The 18,820-nt window shown below is 51.2% G+C and carries 14 protein-coding genes; 1 reads left to right on the top strand and 13 read right to left on the bottom strand.

Annotated features, from left to right (window positions below; translation table 11 throughout):
- Positions 1 to 437: 437 nt before the first annotated feature.
- The 5 genes from PJI16_09715 to PJI16_09695 all read right to left on the bottom strand — a co-directional run bounded on the left by PJI16_09715 (position 438) and on the right by PJI16_09695 (position 6,982).
- Complete coding sequence (locus PJI16_09715) at positions 438 to 1,064, bottom strand: hypothetical protein (GenBank protein MDT3777830.1); 627 nt, start codon at positions 1,062 to 1,064, stop codon at positions 438 to 440.
- Positions 1,065 to 1,285: 221 nt separating this feature from the next.
- Entirely contained in the window at positions 1,286 to 2,236 is a 951-nt protein-coding gene (locus tag PJI16_09710; protein ID MDT3777829.1) for an alpha/beta fold hydrolase, read from the bottom strand.
- A complete protein-coding gene (locus PJI16_09705; GenBank protein MDT3777828.1) occupies positions 2,229 to 3,134 on the bottom strand; it encodes an alpha/beta hydrolase in 906 nt (301 codons plus the stop codon). Before PJI16_09705 ends, PJI16_09710 begins: the two co-directional genes overlap by 8 nt.
- Positions 3,135 to 3,324: 190 nt before the next feature.
- The gene (locus tag PJI16_09700; protein ID MDT3777827.1) at positions 3,325 to 4,404 is read right to left on the bottom strand and encodes a cyclopropane-fatty-acyl-phospholipid synthase; all 1,080 of its coding nucleotides are present in this window, start codon (positions 4,402 to 4,404) and stop codon (positions 3,325 to 3,327) included.
- A 262-nt stretch (positions 4,405 to 4,666) separates the two neighbouring features.
- Positions 4,667 to 6,982: a 6-phosphofructokinase gene (locus PJI16_09695; protein MDT3777826.1), complete on the bottom strand. Its 2,316-nt coding sequence runs from the start codon at positions 6,980 to 6,982 to the stop codon at positions 4,667 to 4,669.
- A gap of 460 nt (positions 6,983 to 7,442) precedes the next feature.
- Here PJI16_09695 and pyk point away from each other — a divergent pair, with 460 nt between their 5' ends.
- Positions 7,443 to 8,843 carry a pyruvate kinase gene (pyk, locus tag PJI16_09690; GenBank protein ID MDT3777825.1) on the top strand — a complete coding sequence of 467 codons (1,401 nt, stop codon included), beginning with the start codon at positions 7,443 to 7,445 and terminating at the stop codon, positions 8,841 to 8,843.
- Positions 8,844 to 9,282: 439 nt separating this feature from the next.
- On the opposite strand, the gene coaBC is transcribed toward pyk, so the two are convergent.
- From coaBC to PJI16_09650, 8 genes are all read right to left on the bottom strand, one after another.
- Entirely contained in the window at positions 9,283 to 10,524 is a 1,242-nt protein-coding gene (coaBC, locus tag PJI16_09685) for a bifunctional phosphopantothenoylcysteine decarboxylase/phosphopantothenate--cysteine ligase CoaBC (protein MDT3777824.1), read from the bottom strand.
- 27 nt (positions 10,525 to 10,551) lie between these two features.
- Positions 10,552 to 10,923: a DNA-directed RNA polymerase subunit omega gene (rpoZ, locus tag PJI16_09680; protein MDT3777823.1), complete on the bottom strand. Its 372-nt coding sequence runs from the start codon at positions 10,921 to 10,923 to the stop codon at positions 10,552 to 10,554.
- A 79-nt stretch (positions 10,924 to 11,002) separates the two neighbouring features.
- Complete coding sequence (gene gmk / locus PJI16_09675) at positions 11,003 to 11,587, bottom strand: guanylate kinase (protein MDT3777822.1); 585 nt, start codon at positions 11,585 to 11,587, stop codon at positions 11,003 to 11,005.
- Between the two features lie 54 nt (positions 11,588 to 11,641).
- Positions 11,642 to 12,520 carry a YicC family protein gene (locus tag PJI16_09670; protein MDT3777821.1) on the bottom strand — a complete coding sequence of 293 codons (879 nt, stop codon included), beginning with the start codon at positions 12,518 to 12,520 and terminating at the stop codon, positions 11,642 to 11,644.
- Positions 12,517 to 13,200 (bottom strand): endonuclease III, encoded by a 684-nt coding sequence (gene nth / locus PJI16_09665; protein ID MDT3777820.1) that lies wholly within the window; start codon positions 13,198 to 13,200, stop codon positions 12,517 to 12,519. The genes PJI16_09670 and nth overlap by 4 nt, the downstream gene beginning before the upstream one ends.
- A 14-nt stretch (positions 13,201 to 13,214) precedes the next feature.
- Positions 13,215 to 14,864: a GTPase HflX gene (gene hflX / locus PJI16_09660; GenBank protein ID MDT3777819.1), complete on the bottom strand. Its 1,650-nt coding sequence runs from the start codon at positions 14,862 to 14,864 to the stop codon at positions 13,215 to 13,217.
- Positions 14,865 to 14,948: 84 nt separating this feature from the next.
- Positions 14,949 to 15,989, bottom strand: coding sequence for a tRNA (adenosine(37)-N6)-threonylcarbamoyltransferase complex transferase subunit TsaD (tsaD, locus tag PJI16_09655; protein ID MDT3777818.1), 1,041 nt, complete (start codon positions 15,987 to 15,989; stop codon positions 14,949 to 14,951).
- Between the two features lie 110 nt (positions 15,990 to 16,099).
- Positions 16,100 to 18,529 carry an ATP-dependent Clp protease ATP-binding subunit gene (locus PJI16_09650; protein ID MDT3777817.1) on the bottom strand — a complete coding sequence of 810 codons (2,430 nt, stop codon included), beginning with the start codon at positions 18,527 to 18,529 and terminating at the stop codon, positions 16,100 to 16,102.
- Positions 18,530 to 18,820: the final 291 nt, after the last annotated feature.

Raw genomic sequence — 18,820 nt, 5'->3', positions numbered from 1 at the left:
CCCCATATTATCACTGCTTTGACAGGGAAGGACAATACCTGAGTAGAAAGGAAGTTTAGCCGTGGCTGTTAGAAATGATAGGCCTATGACCTAACATCATGGATTAGCGCGCGCGGTTCTAATTCATTCTTGAAGAAACCATAAAAACCATTTAACGAATCTGGGTTATGTTAAGGAGGGTTCACGTCAAATTCCGGTGGAGCAAAAGACGCAGATTTATCAGGGTTTCGAGGAGTGTGTGAGGCCGCATCAGCCCAAACGGGCAATTCATAACATGCCTCGTCACCCTCTACCCCTCATGGTAGTTACAAGACCCGCGAGTTTTCTAAATCATTCCATAGTTCGGGATTGGCCCCCAAGCCTGCCAGTCCAGGAAATTCCGTGGAGCGTCAAGCTCACCTCGTGAAGTCTCTGCTCAAGCCCGGGACTGCAAGGGTTTACGCTTTCACGACCAGTGCGGGATAGCGAGCCTGCACGGTATACCAATTCCATTGTCCGCCCGCCGTCTGCGTGATGGCTCCCCAGACCTCTGCCGATGGCGGCACGTTCCTGAGCACCAACGACACCGTCGTCTGGCCACTGAGCGTCCGCGGGCCGCTGTTCACCACCGTGCCGCCTCCGGCGTACCCGGATAGATTGAACGTCGATGCCCGTTCAAAGACCTCGATCGCGAACACCATGACGTAAGTCGAAACGGCTGTAATCCCGTAGGCTTTCGGCTCAAAGTGCATGGACACAGCAGGGTCTCGGGTGGGCGACTCCCGACGATCGAATCCGGCATACGGCTTGGCCCCATTCGAAGTGGTCACATCCACCTGAACAATGGTCGGCCTGATGAGAGTCAGATTTGTGCGGCCACGACCGACGGTCTTGGCGGGGCTCAAGGTCTCTATCGGAAAAACAAAAAAGCCGACATTGCGCCAGCCGCTGACCGGTTCGAACAATTCTTTGAGATCCTTCAATGGCAGGTCTGATGGAAATTTGGCGGGATTCACCTTGCGTTTGTTGATTGGTTCAGGCTCGGTCGGTTTTGCAGGTCTCTTGGATGGTTTTTTTGTTGCCATGATGACTCTCTTTGTGGTGGGTGAAGTCCATTCGCCTCCCGTTTTCTGAGCGGGAGATTTCGCTACTCTACTCCTTCCGTCTTAAAAATCAACTACCCCGCCAACGAGAGCAATCGTGTGTGAGATGCCCACGAACAGTTGAAGAAGCAGGAGTGCTGAATCTTGTATGGCTGACTATTTGTGAAGATGCACGTCACTTGCCCATACGGGAAGGAGGTCGGTCAAGGGGAGGGTCTGAGTAGGGTAAGGATTTCTTGGAGCATCGCCTCCGGGTTGTCCATGCAATCATGACCCGCGCGAGGAATGTCCTTGATAGACACGAAGGTATTCCCTGCCTCTTGTGCAATGCGTTGTAAGGCTTCGGCTTCCCACGCCTCGATGAGCGGATCGTTTTCCCCCCGCATCAGCAGCATGGGCAATGTGACACGGCTTATCTGTTTGTAGGCCATGGCAGAATACGCCTCCGGTCCCATCATGTGCCACCATGTTTTATAGGTAAAAATTTCATCATGCAATGGGCTCCGGCTTGGTCCTCGGGCTTGGTAGATCACCACCATTTCATCATGATCACTCTGAGAGGGATTCTCGCCTAGAATAGACTTGGCCTGGGCATATAATTCCTCATAGCTCGGAGTACTTTCCCATTTGGCCAATCGCTTTCTCTGTGTATCGGGGATGGCATAGTGCGTCCCTTCAAGAATGAGGCCTTTGACATTGGGAACGTGGCGATGCCCTGCCCAGTGCAAGACCATACTGGCACCGAGGCTATAGCCTAAGATGAAAATATTAGAAAATCCTTCTTGAGCCAGAAAGTGCACGGCCGCGTCTATATCATGGATCGTCTCATCGAAAATTCCTCTTCCGTTTATTTGCCCGGCGAATGCCAGTCTGGTGTTAATGGAAAACGACGAAATATCCCACTCCCGGAGAGCCTGAGAAAGAAGGCGAGGAGTCCCTCGTGCCAAGAAGTTCCCTAACAGACCATGCACTTCAATGACAATTGGTGTTTTGAGGATGTTCGTATCAAGATCATTTTCTTTGATGATCAGATGCCCACTCATCATCAACCCATCGCGTGTTCGAAGCCGGAACAATTGTTGGTGGGGGTGGATCATCGGAATCTTTGGTGGCTGGATTTTTGGACAGACCCGTAAAAGACCATCATTATTCAAATCGCTCCTGAATCCATTTCACCACCTCCTGTCCGAGTTCCTCGTGCTTTCCAGAAAGATCGTGCCCGGCTTCTAGGTGGAGCATGGTCACATCCGGATTGCCTGCTGTTTTGGCCACATCTCCCAGTGCGCCACACTCCTGTGGGTCGATCATCTCATCATATTTTCCGTGAACTAACAGGACCGGCACCTTGATGCCCCCTATATGTTGGTAGGCTTTGGGACCATCTGCTTCAGGTCCTGCTAAGGTCCACCAGGTTTTCAACGTATAGATTTCTGAATGCTCTGGTCGGACGGTTGGACCATGCGCCCGTTTGACGACAAGGGTTTCATCATCCGGCAGATCGTGCCCGGGCTTTGAATGATACAGTGTTTTGGCCTTTTCATAGACTTCCTGGTAGGAAGGTTGACTGCCAAATCGTGTCCATCGTTTCCGGATCGTGTCGGGCAAAGAATATGCTGTGGCAATGGCAATAATTCCTTGAATGTCAGGAGATGGGAATTGTTGCTGTTGCAACGCGCCATAGCGAATCGCCATGGCTCCTCCCAATCCATGTCCTGCAAGAATAATTTTCTGAAAGCCCATCTGTCGAAGATAAGAACAAGCCGCATGGATTTGAGGCATCGCCTCGTCGAAAATACCAAATCCAAAAAATAAGCCCAGATTGGCCATGATCGTATTGATGGTCATGGAAGAATACCCATGCTTCGCCAGAATGTAAGGAAGATCATGCTCGGTTTCATCCAGGAGATTCCCTAGGAGTCCATGGAGCCTCAATATGACAGGCTTGTTCCGGACATGCTCATCGTCTGTGACAAGATGATAAAACAACCCATCAATTTGGTGATTTTGGAAAGGAATGGAAATGATGGTTCCAGACCAACTATCAACCTTCATATTGCACCCTTTCATAACGCGATGGCCGTGTCTATGTTATTTCACGTGACTAAAACCTGTATTCTCTACCCACGACTTCCATCAAAAAACGAATGGGACTTTTCAGGGAATGACCGAGAGGCTGGATGAGTTGTGTGACGATACGGACTCGATGAAACCGCATTGGGCACAGGTTGGCAGGCAACCCCATTCACACCCGCGTCAGCAATGCGCCCAGCGAAATGAAATGAAACTCGTAGCGGGCGGGATCGGCCTCGAATCGATTCGCCATCCGGGCATACAGCTCGTCGATCAGCTGTGGCCGATCGGGGGTGTTCGGCAGGCCGGACGTGAAGACAGGTTCTGAGAATGCGCGGATGAATCCGGCGTAGCTCCCGGCCCAGACACGCGAGTCCCCACTTCGGGCGAACTCCTCGTTAAACGGAACCCGGCATTCGCGGGCCTCCGCTTTGTCGACGCGGAACGCCGGAGGCTCCCCGCTCTCTCCGGCCGGGGGCAACAACTCCGGAAGGGAACGATAGAAAACGGGGAAGACGAAGTTCTCGTAGACGTCGCGCGTCAGGCGGCCGTCCTCCACCATGTCCAGCATCGCGTCGCTCAGCCCGTCGATGATGCCATTTGCGGTGTTGTGCTCGTCGTTGCGTCCGAAGACCTGTACGAGCAGTTTCCCGCCGGGCTTCAGCTCGGCGGCACGGGACCGGTAGAAACTCAGGATGTCTTCACGGGCGTGCTGAGTGAAGGCCGCTCTTTCTTCCGTGGTCACTGAGACGCCCTCACGAAAGGCCCGCTGCGCCGGTGGCGAGGGTGAGATGAACTGCCGAAGGGGCGTCGTGGGCAACGCGGACATCCAGCCCACCGCATTGAATGTCGTCGCGATGTCAAGGCTCGAGGCTGGGGCAACACGCTCGAAGAGCGACCCGCCGACGGCAGCGGTATAGATACCGGCTGTGCGACTTGAGGGGGTCTGGTCGGGAAAGAGGTTGGCGAAGAGTTGATTGAAGTCGTTCGTGGGCAGATCATCGAAGAAGGTCCAGATGTCGGCCGATGTGCGTTCGCGCAATGCCTTGATGATCGCGCCCACGGCATGAATCGCGTTAGCGCCTTCTGACGAACCGAGGTCGAGCAACGCGATCGGCGAGCCGCGCGCCGGCAAGGGCAAGTCGGCCATGGCCTCTACCATCCAGGGAAGAAACTCGTCCATCGCCGCGCGCTGCCCGGAGGAGTGCGCATCGTAGAAGCCTCCCCCTCTCATACCGGTCGTACTCGCCATACTTACATCTCCTGCCCATCGCGTAGGGAACGGCGGGCCTCCTGTCGTGACATCAATACTCAGGCGCTGATGGTCGCTTCAAAGGCCGTGTTTGCGCGGAGCAATAGGAATGGTAAAAGGCCAGTTTGCCTGGACCGGAAACTACCAAAGACCTTGTTGAGGAATCAATCCCGTGTGGTCAACACACTCATCCGACCTCCTGTGTGTGACACACTCAAAAATTCAAGCCTGTCACGTAGCAAAAAGACAAACCCTTTTTTTGCTAAACCAACTCGGTTCCGTGCATGCGCGCGAAGAGTTCCCAATCAAAGGGTTTTGGTGCCACGGCATGCAAGGGAATCGGCTGTATGGTTCCGGGGTCCCGGTAGGCTAACATGCAGCCGATGACCTGTTCCGGTTGTTCGATCAACCGCCGGATGGCTTCGTAGGCAAAGAGTTGCGCCATGGTTTTGTCCACCGGGGTCGGGAAGGCGCCTCGTAGGGTATGGCCAAGAATGGTGGCCTTGGTTGCCACAGAAAGAGGGTAATGTCCGGATCGCGGTTGCAGGTGGGTCCACTGGGAAATCCGACTGCCGACATAATCCACCAAGCCATGGACCCCGCCCTCCGGATGATGTTGGTGAGGCGTGCGTTCGGCCACTATTATAATATGGCTTTTATTCCGGACCCCCAACGTTTGTTTCAATGTTCCCAGAATGACTTCCTCGATGTAGGCATCCGGATCAGGATGTTCATTGACCAACAGTCCCTCCGCTCGTGCCTGGTAGGCACACATAAGCGCCAGGTGCCCGGATCCTGCCCCCATGACCTCCACAAAAAACACACTGCCCATGGCGGCACTGGTTGCCTTCAGCGACTCGATGGATTGATTAGCCAGGGCGACCGCCGATTGGAGCCCGAGTGAGGTGGTTCCGGCGATATTATCGTCGATCGAACCGGGTATCCCCACAACCTGAATGCCGAACCGTTCATAAATGGCACGGGCCCCACGCATACTGCCGTCACCGCCCATCACAATGAGCGCCCCATCCTCCAGGTACGGTTTGAGATGCTGAATGGCGGCCAGTTGAGCCGCCTCATCCTTGAAATCTTCAAACCGGCTGCTGCCAATCGGGCTGCTGGCATGATTGCTCATGCCACGTGTGTCCTGTTCCGTCACCAACTCAATCCAATTATTGGCCAACCCCAGAAATCCGTGTTGCACGAAATAGACTTCGAGGCCTAACCGGTTCCCCGTCACGCGGAGCTCCTTCAATGCCGCTCCGGCTCCCGCAAAATCCCCACCGGAGACCAGGGCAACGATCCGCCGAATCTGGCGGGGTTTCAGGATGACCTTTTCCCGACGGCCTTGCTCCGCAGTCTTCAAGGCCTCGCGGACGGCACGTTCCCGCTCTGAAAGGCCCACGGCGGTGGAATAGCCTGACAATTGCCCATGTTCATAGGTGAGAAGGACGACGTTGTCCTGTCCTTCCTTATAGGCGCCAAATTCTGAGAAGGCTTCACTGAATGGACGAGGATCCAGAAAAATTAAGAGTGCACGCAAGGTTGAGCTGTGCGTATATAAACACAACACTTTTCCCTGGTGAGTTTGGCCCAACTGATGGAACCCGTCAACCAATTCTACATAGAGTTCAAAGAAAGAGTGACCTCCGGGATAACTGTACAGCGGGTGTTTAATCAGACGTTGCGCCGTCTTCGTATCGACCCCAAAGGCCCTGGCGGCTTCTTCGATTTCAATTGTTTTCTCAATACCGGTGGCCCATCCGAAGTCTTGCGATTCTAAGGCCCATTCCGTGATGGGCTGAGTGGCCTTGGCTGTCTCGGGAGACAGGATAGAGATGACCCGTTCAAAAAGCTGCCGGGTATTGGGACTCTGACTCACCATATGCACAAAGGATTTCGAATCCAGGTAGTTATCCAACTGAAGGAAGTCCAGTTGTTTTCCCACCAAGCCTAAGGTCCGGACAAGGGCGGTTCCGATGGCATCGGCCTTTGGAATTCCCCGCTCGACATCCAGAACGTTTCTCAACCGGCGCCCCACCCGAAACTTCTTACTATCCATCCGGGAGACACCGTGCCGCATGGTGAAAAACAGCGTGCGGGCACTTAAATCCCTTGGCATCAACCAGAAGCGGTCATCGCCAATATCCAGGACGATTCGACCTTCCGCCAGATTGGGCGTCATATGCTCGCGCGGAACGATCGCCACGGGTCGACGACGTATAGGTTTATTCGTGGCCCCGATTGGGGCACGAAACAAGGGAGCAAGCTCGCTCTGAGCGAGAAGCTGATTCCAGGCAGCGAAAAACACCAACTCATCTCCTCCGCAGGCTTGCCGGATCAACGCCTGCCTTGCCTCTCTGTAAGCTGCGGCATTGGCAAACCCTTTTTGAGCCTCCTGAACAAACAGTCGTATGGCGGCCATGACCTCCAATGTCCGTTGCGGACGATCTTCCAATGTAGTTAAAGGGGGATGAGGCTCCGCACCCTCTACCGGCGGACGCCTGGCAATGGCCTCCCCATAGGATAACAATCCGTTAATCGTGACAAATTCCAGATTTTCTGCTTCTGCTTTCATCTATTCACCTCACCAAATTCTTCAGCTATTATTGGTTTCATATTCATCTTGCATCATCATAATATGATTCGACCTTATCGACAACGCACGTCCTCCTCCATAAACATTTGATTCATCTCCTGTCGATACAAATATCCTGTGCATACGGTTCTCCCGCCTCGTGGAAATGACGCCCTTCTTTCACTCACCCGGTGGGTGATACCACGCCAACACAATGGAGTCCCGACCGCGGTGATACACCATGCTAGAGTTTAACGCTGTAGTGGGCTACACTTCATGAGTACCCACAGGGAGGTGGGATATCTTCCGCGCCAAGCAGCACTCCAGCGACACGAATACCGACAATCCGATGAACCTCAACCGGAAACTGGGGCACCCAATCCCTTTTTGACACCCGTGTTTAGGATGATGAGATCGTTTCCACCATTCACGATCATGAAAAACTGATAGGGACCCATTCATGCAAAAGACAAAAATCATCTGCACGATCGGACCGGTAACCGAATCTTATGAAATGTTGCGCAAAATGTATGATGCCGGCATGAACATCGTGCGGTTGAACATGTCCCATGGAACCCACGAATCCCATGCCAAAGTGATCAAACATATTAAGACGCTCAATACCAAGGTCCCATTTCCTATTCCGATTCTTCTAGATACCCAAGGCCCTGAAATCCGGACAGGAGATTTATCGATTGACCTCAATCTCCAGGAAGGCACGATCGTTTCTATTTCTGCGCGTGGTCCGATGGATGTGGAAGAAAGCTCTATTCACATCAACTACGCCGATTTAATGGAATCTGTGAATGTCGGAGATAAGATTACCGTGGATAACGGGTTGATTAATTTTGAGGTCCTTGAAAAACAGGATCGTCTCATGCAGTGCCGGGTCCTTGATGGGGGGGTATTGAAAAGTAAACGCCATGTCAATTTACCTGGAATCCGCGTCAATCTCCCTGCCATTACCCAAAAGGACGAAAAAGACATTGCCTTTGGTTTAGCCGCCGATGTGGATTTCATTGCTCTTTCCTTTGTTCGAGAAGCGAAAGATATCCGACAATTACGACAGCTTATGGGCCACAAAGTGGGGAGAGTGAAAATTATTGCCAAGATTGAAGATCAGGAAGGGGTCCGTAATCTGGAAGAAATTATTCAGGAATCGGATGGCATTATGGTGGCTCGCGGAGATTTGGGAGCAGAAATCAACCTGGAGGATTTGCCGAATGTGCAACGGAGAATCGTGCGGCTCTGTGCGGAATCCGGCAAACGCGTGATCGTGGCCACCCATCTCCTGGAATCAATGATCCATAATCCCATCCCCACGCGCGCCGAAGTCACTGACGTGGCCAATGCCATCTATGAGGAAGTCGATGGGGTAATGTTATCCGGGGAAACCACGGTCGGAAAATATCCGCTGAAATGTATCGAGTATCTGAGAAAAATCTCCATCAAAACCGAAGCCATTCCAGGATTGCAGTTTGCGAAACAGTTAAAGCTGACGACAGACAAACAGCAATTGGCCACCGCCGCCGTCCAGCTCGCGGAAGGATTACACGCCAAAGGAATTGTCGTGATCACCCGTCGAGGCATCATGGCGGATTTGGTCTCGAATTGTCGTCCATTTTCCACGAACATTTATGCTTTCACGAACGGGAGTCAATCCCGTCGAACGATGACGCTGAATCGAGGCGTCTATCCCTTTCGGATCGACTTTAGTTCAGACCCGGAGAAAACACTCCAAACCGCATTTCGAATTTTAAAAGCCCGGGAACATTTCCAAGCGGGAGATAAGGTCGTGATTATCTCAGACGTGTTGGCTCAAGAGCGGGTCGATGGGATTCAAATCCGAGCGATTCCCTAAGATTCCCTGGACAGACCATTTGGTCCACACGCGTGAGAACCCTCGACAGCAACAGGTCTTGTGGCCCCATTCCCTGACTCGTCCCTGTTGTGAAGGTTTCAATGAGGAGCCAAGACCTTCTTCTGAACCGGGGTGGAGGAGAGGGGTTAGATTCTTCGGATAGCCAGAAGAACCATGGAAATGAGCCAGGCGAAAAAGACAATATTAATGAAAAATCCTTCCATACTATTCTTATCGGCTTATGAGTTCCTAAAGTTAAGTTTTTTCTTGTTCTTTGAGATTCTTGCTTCATTTTTCACTCGTTATCGATATCCTGACGCACAATCCATGATGACCCTTGGTGGCCATTCACCACACAATCAATGCCTTCCGGCTCTGGCGATTTCGTTCATTCAGAATGGAAAAGGATGGGAAGACACCCCCATCAGGTGAGCACAAACTACGACGTCGGTGAAGACAGGGTCTTCTGCTGCCTGGAAGGCTGAACTGGAAGGGACACGATACGATCTAAGAGCATATCGGCAAGCTGTCGTTTCGGCATGCGTGGGATGTGGTGCGGGGCAGCACCCGGCGTAAGAACATACACCTCATTGGTATCATTTCCAAAGGCAGACTGCTCTCCGCCGATGTGATTCACAATCAGCATATCCAAATGTTTGCTGGCAAGCTTGGCCTGTCCATGCTCAATAAGATGGTCAGTTTCAGCCGCAAAGCCAATCAGGCGTTGGTGTGTCCGCTGGGCGGAGAGTGCCATTAATATATCCGGCGTCCGTTCCAAATCCAACCCTTCGCCATGCCATTGGTCTTTTTTGACTTTCTGTGCATGCGCCTGTTTTGGGCGAAAATCTCCCACCGCAGCCGTCATGCAGAGCGTGGTTGCCCATTCAAATCGTGCCGTGAGCGCCTGCAACATGTCTTCTGCGGTGACCACCGGGATCACGGTCACATTCTTCGGAGCTTTTAACTGCGTGGGACCCGTGACCAAGACGACCTCGGCCCCGCGTGCAGCGGCGGCCTCGGCCAAGGCAAATCCCATTTTACCTGATGACCCGTTACTGATGAATCGCACAGGATCAATGGGTTCCTGCGTGGGACCCGCCGATATCAGGACACGCTCCGCTTGCCAATCTGTTCGGCGATGCAGGAGGTCTACCACCGTCGACATGATGACTTCCTCGGCAGCCAAACGCCCCTGTCCCCATTCTCCGGAGGCCAACGCCCCAACTTCCGGCTCAACCAGGACCACCCCTCGATGGCGCAGAGTCTGTGCATGGGCTTGGACCGCCGGATGGGCCCACATTTCCCCATCCATCGCCGGACAGACCATCACGGGACATTGAACGGTGAGTGAGAGGGTTCCCAGTAAATTGTCGGCTAACCCGAGAGCCATTTTGGCTAAAGTGTTCGCGGTACAGGGAGCCACGAGCAACAAATCGGCATGTTCCGTTAAGGACAGGTGCTTCATGTCCTGATGGCCGGCAAAGACATCACTCGCCACCGGATTTCCTGACAACACTTCAAACGTCAGGGGGGCGATGAACCTGGTCGCTGAATCCGTCATGACCACATGAACCCCGGCGCCGGCTTGAGTCAACAACCGTACAAGTCCCACTGCCTTATAGGCAGCAATACTTCCCGTGACTCCAAGGACAATCCGCTTCCCTGTTAATCCGGTGCTCATCCTGATGGAATCTCCCGCCAAGTCAATTCAGCTCTGTTCTTCAGGTTCAACCACGGTGCCAAGATGTTGAGCCGTGTCATCGATATACACACTCAATTCTTTTTTGATTTCTTGGGCATTTTCATCCGGCTGTGCATAGAGAGCCGGATCAATGGGACGTTCATTTGCTCGTTTGGCATTTTTAATGGCTTCTTTGGCTTCCTGGCCTATTAAATACGGGACCTGTTTGTTCAGCACTTCTTCCAAAGCCCTCGAGGTGTCTTTTGAAAATTTGCTGGCTCCGTAGGGCTCTCCACCCCGAACCAATTGCTTGGCCCGCTGGGCAGCAATCAATACGATCCGATACCGTGAATCAAATTCTTTTTGGTGATGTTCGGGTAATAACGATAATGCATCCATTGGATATCCTCTTTCCTTTCTGTGAAAAACACCTGATCAGATGAATAGTCTACACAAATCAATCCCATCAATGCAGCATTTATCGGAACACATGTGTGGCATCGACATGGGTGGTTCGAACGCGTTCAGCCATAATGACGGCTTGAAGTTCCTCGATGGCCTGCTCCAGAGTTTCATTGCGAATCGTATATTGGTATTCCGAGTAACTCCGCATCTCCTCTTGGGATTTCTGAAACCGACGCTCCTGCTCGTCCGATGTATCCGTCGCCCGTTCAACCAGACGGCTCCGAAGGACCTCCAAAGAAGGAGGCAGAATGAATACCGTCACAGCTTTTTGAAGATTTTTCATGACCTGCCGCGCGCCCTGCACATCGATGTCCAACAAGATATCCGTGTTCGAACCGGACTCCTGCTCCAACTCCTTCCATGGTGTTCCGTATAATCGTCCATAGACTTCTGCATATTCAGCAAACGCGTGCTCGGAAATTTTTGCGTGAAACTCAGTTTCCGAAATAAACCTGTACTCCTTGCCATCCGTTTCGCCGGACCGTGGCTTCCGCGTGGTATACGACACCGAAAGGCGAATGTCGGGAATGGTTTTCAAAATATGCCGGCAGAGCGTCGACTTCCCTACCCCGGAAGGACCTGATACGACAAATAACAATTTCTTCCCCTTTATTGACAACGTTTCTCCCACGTTATGACATGGCTGGACCGATTATTCAATATTTTGAACCTGTTCCCGAATTTTTTCTAATTCACTCTTCAAATCCACAACTTGTCCGGAAATTTCGGAATCGCTGGCCTTTGATCCTATGGTATTCACTTCCCTCCCCATTTCCTGGAGAAGAAAATCAAGCCGTTTTCCAACGGCACCCTTGGATTTGAGTGTGGAGCGAAATTGTGCCACATGACTCTGCAACCGTGTTAATTCTTCCGTCACGTCTGATCGTTCCGCCAACATGGCTATTTCTTGAGCAATTCGATCGTCATTCACCCGTTCGCCTTCTAGTAACTTGGCGACTCTGGCTTTCAGACGATCAGCGGCCACCTGCAGGGCAGAAGGAATGCGTTGCTGAACTACATGAAGCCGTTCCTCGACTATCTGGACTCGCTGTAAGAGATCTTTTTGTAAGGCAGTGCCTTCTTTCTTGCGCATTTTTTCCAAATCGGTCAAGGCACGCTGGACTAGTCCTTCAACAACCTTCGGCACATCCTTGATCACCGTGGGCTCCTCACTGGTGGAAAAAAGATCCCGAAACCCTGCCACCACATTTACATCCACCGTTCCACCCAGCTTGAATTCCCGTTGTAGTTCGCGCAACCCTTGAACATACCGCCTCGCCATGGCGCGATCCAGTTGAACGGTTTTATTGGCTCCAGACCCTCCCCCATTCATGGTCACGGTCAATTCAATTCGACCCCGCTCACACGAACGTTTGACTTGCTCCTTGAGTTCCAACTCCATATGAGAAAGAGACTTAGGCAGACGCACCATCATCTCGCAAAACCGATGATTGACGGATCGAACTTCAACCCCAACCATGGTTCCCTGACAGAGGGATTCTCGTTTTCCAAAACCGGTCATACTTTTCATAATAGCTTTTGTTTTCCTTCCCATCCACAGTCTGAAGCGATCACACAATGAGCACACTTGGGCGTTCTGGCCAGACACACATACCGCCCGTGAAGCAGGAGGCGCTGGGCTCCAACCGTCCATTGCGCTTTTGGCAAAAGCCGTTGAAGATCCTCTTCAATTTTTGTCGGATCCTGGCTTTTCGTCAAGCCGAGCCGATTGGCTACCCGTTTCACATGGGTATCTACCACAATGGCAGGCTCTCCCACCGAACTCCCTAAAATAACATTGGCCGTTTTTCGCCCAACGCCAGGCAGGGTAGTCAAGTCCTCCATCGTCCCTGGCACCATTCCGTGAAAACGTTGCACCAGTGCCTGGCCACACCCAATAAGATGACGCCCCTTATTTTTATAAAACCCCGTTGTCCGAATGAGAGCTTCTAATTCCGCTGGATCCGCATTGGCATAATCCTGTGCCGTGCGATAGCGGGCAAAGAGGTTCGGCGTGACCTGGTTGACTCTCTGGTCTGTACATTGCGCCGAAAGAATCGTGGCCACTAACAGCTCAAGCCGGTTGGATGAATCTAACTCTACCCTGACGTCGGGAACGGATTTAGCCAATGCCGCAAGAATCCGGCCTACCCGCTTTTTCGCCTCCACCGGCGATTCAATTGGATGTCGTGCTGTTCTGAGCCGGCTCATCGAAGCAAGACCCCTCATGGAAAGGTCTCGGCCGCAGCCGGAAGAGGATAGAGAGGCATTTCATGAGAATTTCCCTTCCTGCCACCTTCCGCCTGAAGGCCACGAAGAAGAGTCGTGAGTTCCTGCTGAATCATGAGCAATGACGCGTCTTGTAACGCCGATCCCCCCATTCCGCCATATCGCTGACAAAGGAGTTGGACGTCTTCTTCGACCATCAGATCCGCCTTATTAAAAAAACGCAGGCTGGGAATGTTTTCAAGGCCCAATTCCTTCAACACATTGTCAACTGCGATGATATGCTGCCCAGGATCCGGCACATGGGCATCTATCACGTGGAGTAACACATCGGCTTCCTGCAATTCCAGCAAGGTGGTCTGAAATGCCGCCATAAGGTCTTTTGGCAAATCTCGGATGAATCCTACGGTATCCGTCAGAATGACGTCGCCTAATCCAGGTAGATACCATCGCCGATTGACCGTATCAAGGGTTTCAAAGACGCGATCTTTTACAGAGACTTGGCTTTTCGTCAACGCATTTAATAGAGTCGACTTCCCCACATTGGTATAGCCAATGATGGAAATGATGGGAAGCCCTCGCTTCATACGCATTTTCCGTTGTTCCTGACGACCATGCGCCATAGACTCCAAATCCCGCTCCAAGCGCTGAATGCGCTCACGGGCTCGACGGCGATCCGTCTCCAGCTTGGTTTCTCCAGGTCCTCGGGTCCCAATTCCTCCCGCTAATCGGGAAAGAGCGGTACTGGATTGAGCAAGTCGTGGGAGCAAATACCGCAATTGTGCCAGCTCAACTTGAATTTTCCCAATGGAGGAATGCGCCCGTTGTGCGAAAATATCGAGAATGACTTGTGATCGGTCCAAGACCCGCAGATCCGTGATTTCCGAAATACCCCGAACCTGGGCTGGAGTCAAATCCTGATCAAATATCAAGGTATCGGCACCGGATTGCAGCGCACGAATTGCCAATTCTTTCATCTTCCCCGAACCAACCACAAACTTTGGATGAATCGCTCCTAACCGTTGAGTGATACACCCTAAGACCTCAACGTCCTGGGCACGCACCAATTCTTGTAATTCCTGGAGGCGCCCTTCTTCAGAAGCGGCATTCCCTGTGCTGACACTGACCAGGATGGCTCTCCCCTCCCGAACACCTTCTCGTAAGCCCGGGTTCGACCGAACAATTTCTTGCTCCAATGATTGAATAAATTGCTGGCAATCCAATTGAAACGAGTGAAAGGCACAAGGCGGTAATTCCAACGTAGTTCGCCCCTGGATGGGATTCGAAAGAATGTGCGCCACATAGGCATCACGAAGGCTGCCATCTTTTCCCACACCAAGAGCCATGATTAAATCCAGCCGAAGAAGAGCGAGGTCGGTCAGATCATCCTGGGTCAGCGGTTGATTGTTGAGGTGTGTATGGACTAACCGAACCCCTCGTAATAATCGAAGGCCCGAACGGCTCCTCGAAAGGTGAGGGATGACCAATTCGTGGTGGTCACCGATCAAGACCGATTCAACTTGGCCTTGTCGATTGACCAAAAGCCCGATTTGCCGTCTCGTCTCATAGGTCAGTTCAGCACATTCCCGAGCCACCTCTGGAGTTACGACTTTTTCTGGAGGGATTCGTCGACGGTAAAGACGCTCCATTCGGCTAATATGATTAGCCTTTAACCCATGTAGATTACCTAGGACAACAGGAATAACTCTTCTCCTTTTGCCGTATCATCGGAGTCATTGAGACAGGACTCCAGCCATTGCGGATTCATCATATTTACATTGCAACGTAGAAATCGCATCCACATCCCATGCTGCCCTCTCCTTGCGCTTGAGTTTTTCAAGCCCCGCAGCCGCAATCATGGCACCATTGTCCGTGCAGAGCGCACGGTGAGGTAGAGTTACATGCAGCCCTAATGTGCGAGCACGCTCTTCAAGCCTCAGACGAAGGCGAGAGTTTGCCGCTACTCCTCCCACAACTGAGACCCCTTTCACATCATATTGACGAGCGGCGCGGCAAAGTTTTTCCACCAATACATCCACAATCGCTTCCTGGTAACTGGCCGCTATATCCGCTACGGGCAAGGGAGAGCTCCCCTTTTGTTGTTCATCCCGCACAAAATATCGAAGCGCGGTTTTCAGCCCACTGAAACTAAAATTGAAATTTTGGCTTCGGAGTGTTGGGCGAGGGAAGGATACATATTGAGCATTCCCCTGTTTGGCAAGCCGGTCAATTGCCGGACCACCAGGATAAGGAAGCCCAAGCATTTTGGCGCCTTTATCGAACGCCTCACCCGCAGCATCATCCATCGTCCATCCAATGAACTGATATTCTCCACGATGAGGCACCAATGCCAAATGCGTGTGCCCACCAGACGCAATCAAGACCATGGTTGGGGTGGGCAAATTCGGATCGGACAACCATGCCGACGCCAAATGCCCCTCCAAATGATTAACCGTCACCAAGGGTATATTGGTGGCATAGGCCAGAGCTTTGGCAAAATTTACTCCAACAAGTAAGGCCCCTACCAATCCAGGACGATTGGTGACCGCTATTCCCGTTAATTGGGAAAGAGAAACCTTGGCCTGATCCAAGGCTTCCCTTGTCAAAAGTTCCAGGCATTCCATATGACGACGCGAAGCCAATTCCGGGACCACTCCCCCGTAACGGGCATGCACCTCAACCTGCGAATCCAATATATTTGAGAGGATGTGACCATCCCCATCCAACACGGCCACAGCCGTCTCATCACATGATGTTTCAATTCCTAAAATCACGGATAGAGTCCTTTTCAGCACCAAGATTCATTGGGTAAAAAACAACAAAACCCTCAGGACTGATGGGGTCCTGAGGGTTTCATCTAGGATTTGACCATCCCTATTTCCAATCAAACACTCGCTAACACCTCTTCTTCAATGAAATTTGGAGTTTGGTCGGTCAGGACAACCTTAATCTTTTTGGCATCTTTAAACCGCCCCTTAATCAGTTCTTCAGATAGAGGATCTCCCAGGCGGCGTTGAATAGTTCGGCGTAGAGGACGTGCACCATATTGTTGTTCAAAGCCTTCCTCAATCAACCACTGCTTCACCTCGTCGGTGACATCTAAATATACTCCTCTTTCCACAAGACGGGCATTGAGTTCCCCAATGAGAATGTCAACGATACTCACCAAATGTTCCTTCGTGAGTTGGTGGAAGACCACTAATTCATCAATACGATTTAAGAATTCAGGACTGAAATGACGCTTCAACTCCGCCAGGACTTCACCTCGCATACGTGAAGTATGCTCTTCTTCAACATCACGCTGGAACCCGAGCGATACACCTTTTTGAATGAATCGGGTACCCAAGTTTGACGTCATCACCAGAATGGTATTCTTGAAGTCCACCTTTCGGCCTAAACTGTCCGTCAATACCCCATCATCAAGGACCTGCAGCAACACATTAAATATATCCGGATGGGCTTTTTCAATTTCATCAAATAACACAACTGAATAGGGTCGGCGTCGTACTTTCTCCGTCAATTGTCCACCTTCCTCATAGCCTACATACCCAGGAGGGGCGCCAAACAGGCGTGAACTGGTAAATTTCTCCTGGTATTCCGACATGTCTACCCGAATTAACGCATCATCCGTATTGAACAAGAATTCTGCTAATGCGCGAGCCAGCTCCGTCTTCCCTACACCGGTCGGTCCAAGGAAAATAAACGACCCAATGGGTTTTTTGGCATCTTTTAATCCAGCTCGCGATCGACGAATAGACCGACAAACCGCAGAAATAGCCTCTTCCTGCCCTATGATGCGCTTGTGAAGATAATCTTCCATATGCAGCAGCTTTTCAGTTTCTTCTTCTTCAAGTTTAAAGAGAGGAATCCCCGTCATTTTCGAAATGACGTAGGCTACGTCCTCACCGGAAATAACCGGTTTATTCTTTTCTTGTTTTTTCTTCCAGTCACGCTTTGAATCATCTAACAATTTTCTGAACCGCTCTTCCTCTTCGCGAAATTTTACGGCTTCTTCAAAATTCTGAAGCCCGATTGCCACTTCCTTTTCACGAGCGACCCTTTTAAGTTCCTGTTCAAGAGACTTCAACTCAGGAGGAAGGGCATACGTTAGCAATTTTGCTCGCGAACCGGTCTCATCAATAAGATCAATGGCTTTGTCCGGCAAAAACCGGTCGGTGATATACCGTTCACTCAATTTCACAGCCTCTTCAACTGCCTCATCCGTAATTTCAACACCATGGTGTTCCTCGTATCGATCACGTAGCCCTTGAATGATCTGCACGGTTTCTTCTACGGAAGGGGGCTGAACATAAATAGGCTGAAACCGCCGCTTGAGTGCCCCATCTTTTTCAATATGCTTTCTATATTCATCCAGGGTCGTGGCGCCAATACATTGAATTTCACCACGAGATAAAGCCGGCTTTAACATGTTTGCGGCGTCAATTGACCCTTCAGCAGCACCTGCACCGACTAAGGTGTGAAGTTCATCAATAAAGAGAATGATATTCCCCGCTTGGGAAATTTCTTTCATCACCACCTTAAGACGCTCTTCAAATTGCCCTCGATATTTGGTCCCTGCTACTAAAGAACCAAGATCCAAAGCAATAACCCTTCGATTCAATAAATTGTCCGGAACATCCAGACCGATGATTCGCTGGGCCAGCCCTTCCACAATAGCTGTTTTCCCAACTCCGGATTCACCAATTAACGCCGGGTTATTTTTCGTACGCCGACTGAGAATTTGAAGTACCCTTTGGATTTCATCTGAACGTCCGATAACAGGGTCTAGCGTTCCCTCCTGAGCCAACTGCGTCAAATCCCTACCAAATTCATCTAGCGCAGGAGTGCTGCTCTTTTTATCTCGCTCCCTGGTTCCTGATTTTCTAAGGAACGTGACGGTTAACTGGCGAGCCGTTAAAAGATTGGCCCCTAAACTACGAAGCACCTTGCCACCTATTCCTTCTTCCTCCCGAAGAAGGCCAAGAAGCAGATGTTCACTCCCGATATGGTTGTGGCCAAGAAGCCTGGCTTCCTCGACACCATATTCAATCACTTTTTTCACTCTGGGGCTAAATGGGATTTCGCCGAATGTCACGGTTGTTCCACCCCCTGGCAGATTCCGTTCGATTTCAAGACGGATTTGTTCCGGCGAGAGACCCATCTTTTTGATGATCATCAAGGCTATGCCGTCCGACTCTCGAAGAATGGCGAGCACCAAATGCTCGGTCCCCAGATAATCGTTTTGGTGCCGTTCCGCTTCTTCTCTGGCAAGGATTATAATTTTTCTACCACGATCCGTGAATCGTTCGAACATTGGACCTCCTCTAGCCGATTATTCGCGAAACTTTTCGCTCACACATTCGCCTATTATCCACACATAAATTCGATAAAAATTCACAATTTCAGTCTATCCGTGATCCCTCAAAACTGTCAAGTCAGAAGCCGGATTGAGAGGACCCAGCAACGGTAATGATGATTTACTCTACCAATCAAAATACGCTAAGAAAAGCCTCCTGCCACACACCGATATTATTGCCTATACCATTTCCAAAAAATCCACGCTTGCTATCAGTTCAATGAAGACACTACCATCCTGACGCCTGGC

The sequence above is a fragment of the Nitrospira sp. MA-1 genome, assembly GCA_032139905.1.
Classification (GTDB): domain Bacteria; phylum Nitrospirota; class Nitrospiria; order Nitrospirales; family UBA8639; genus Nitrospira_E.
The sequence above is the reverse complement of the archived record's forward strand: the minus strand, read 5'-3'. Positions and strand labels throughout refer to the sequence as shown.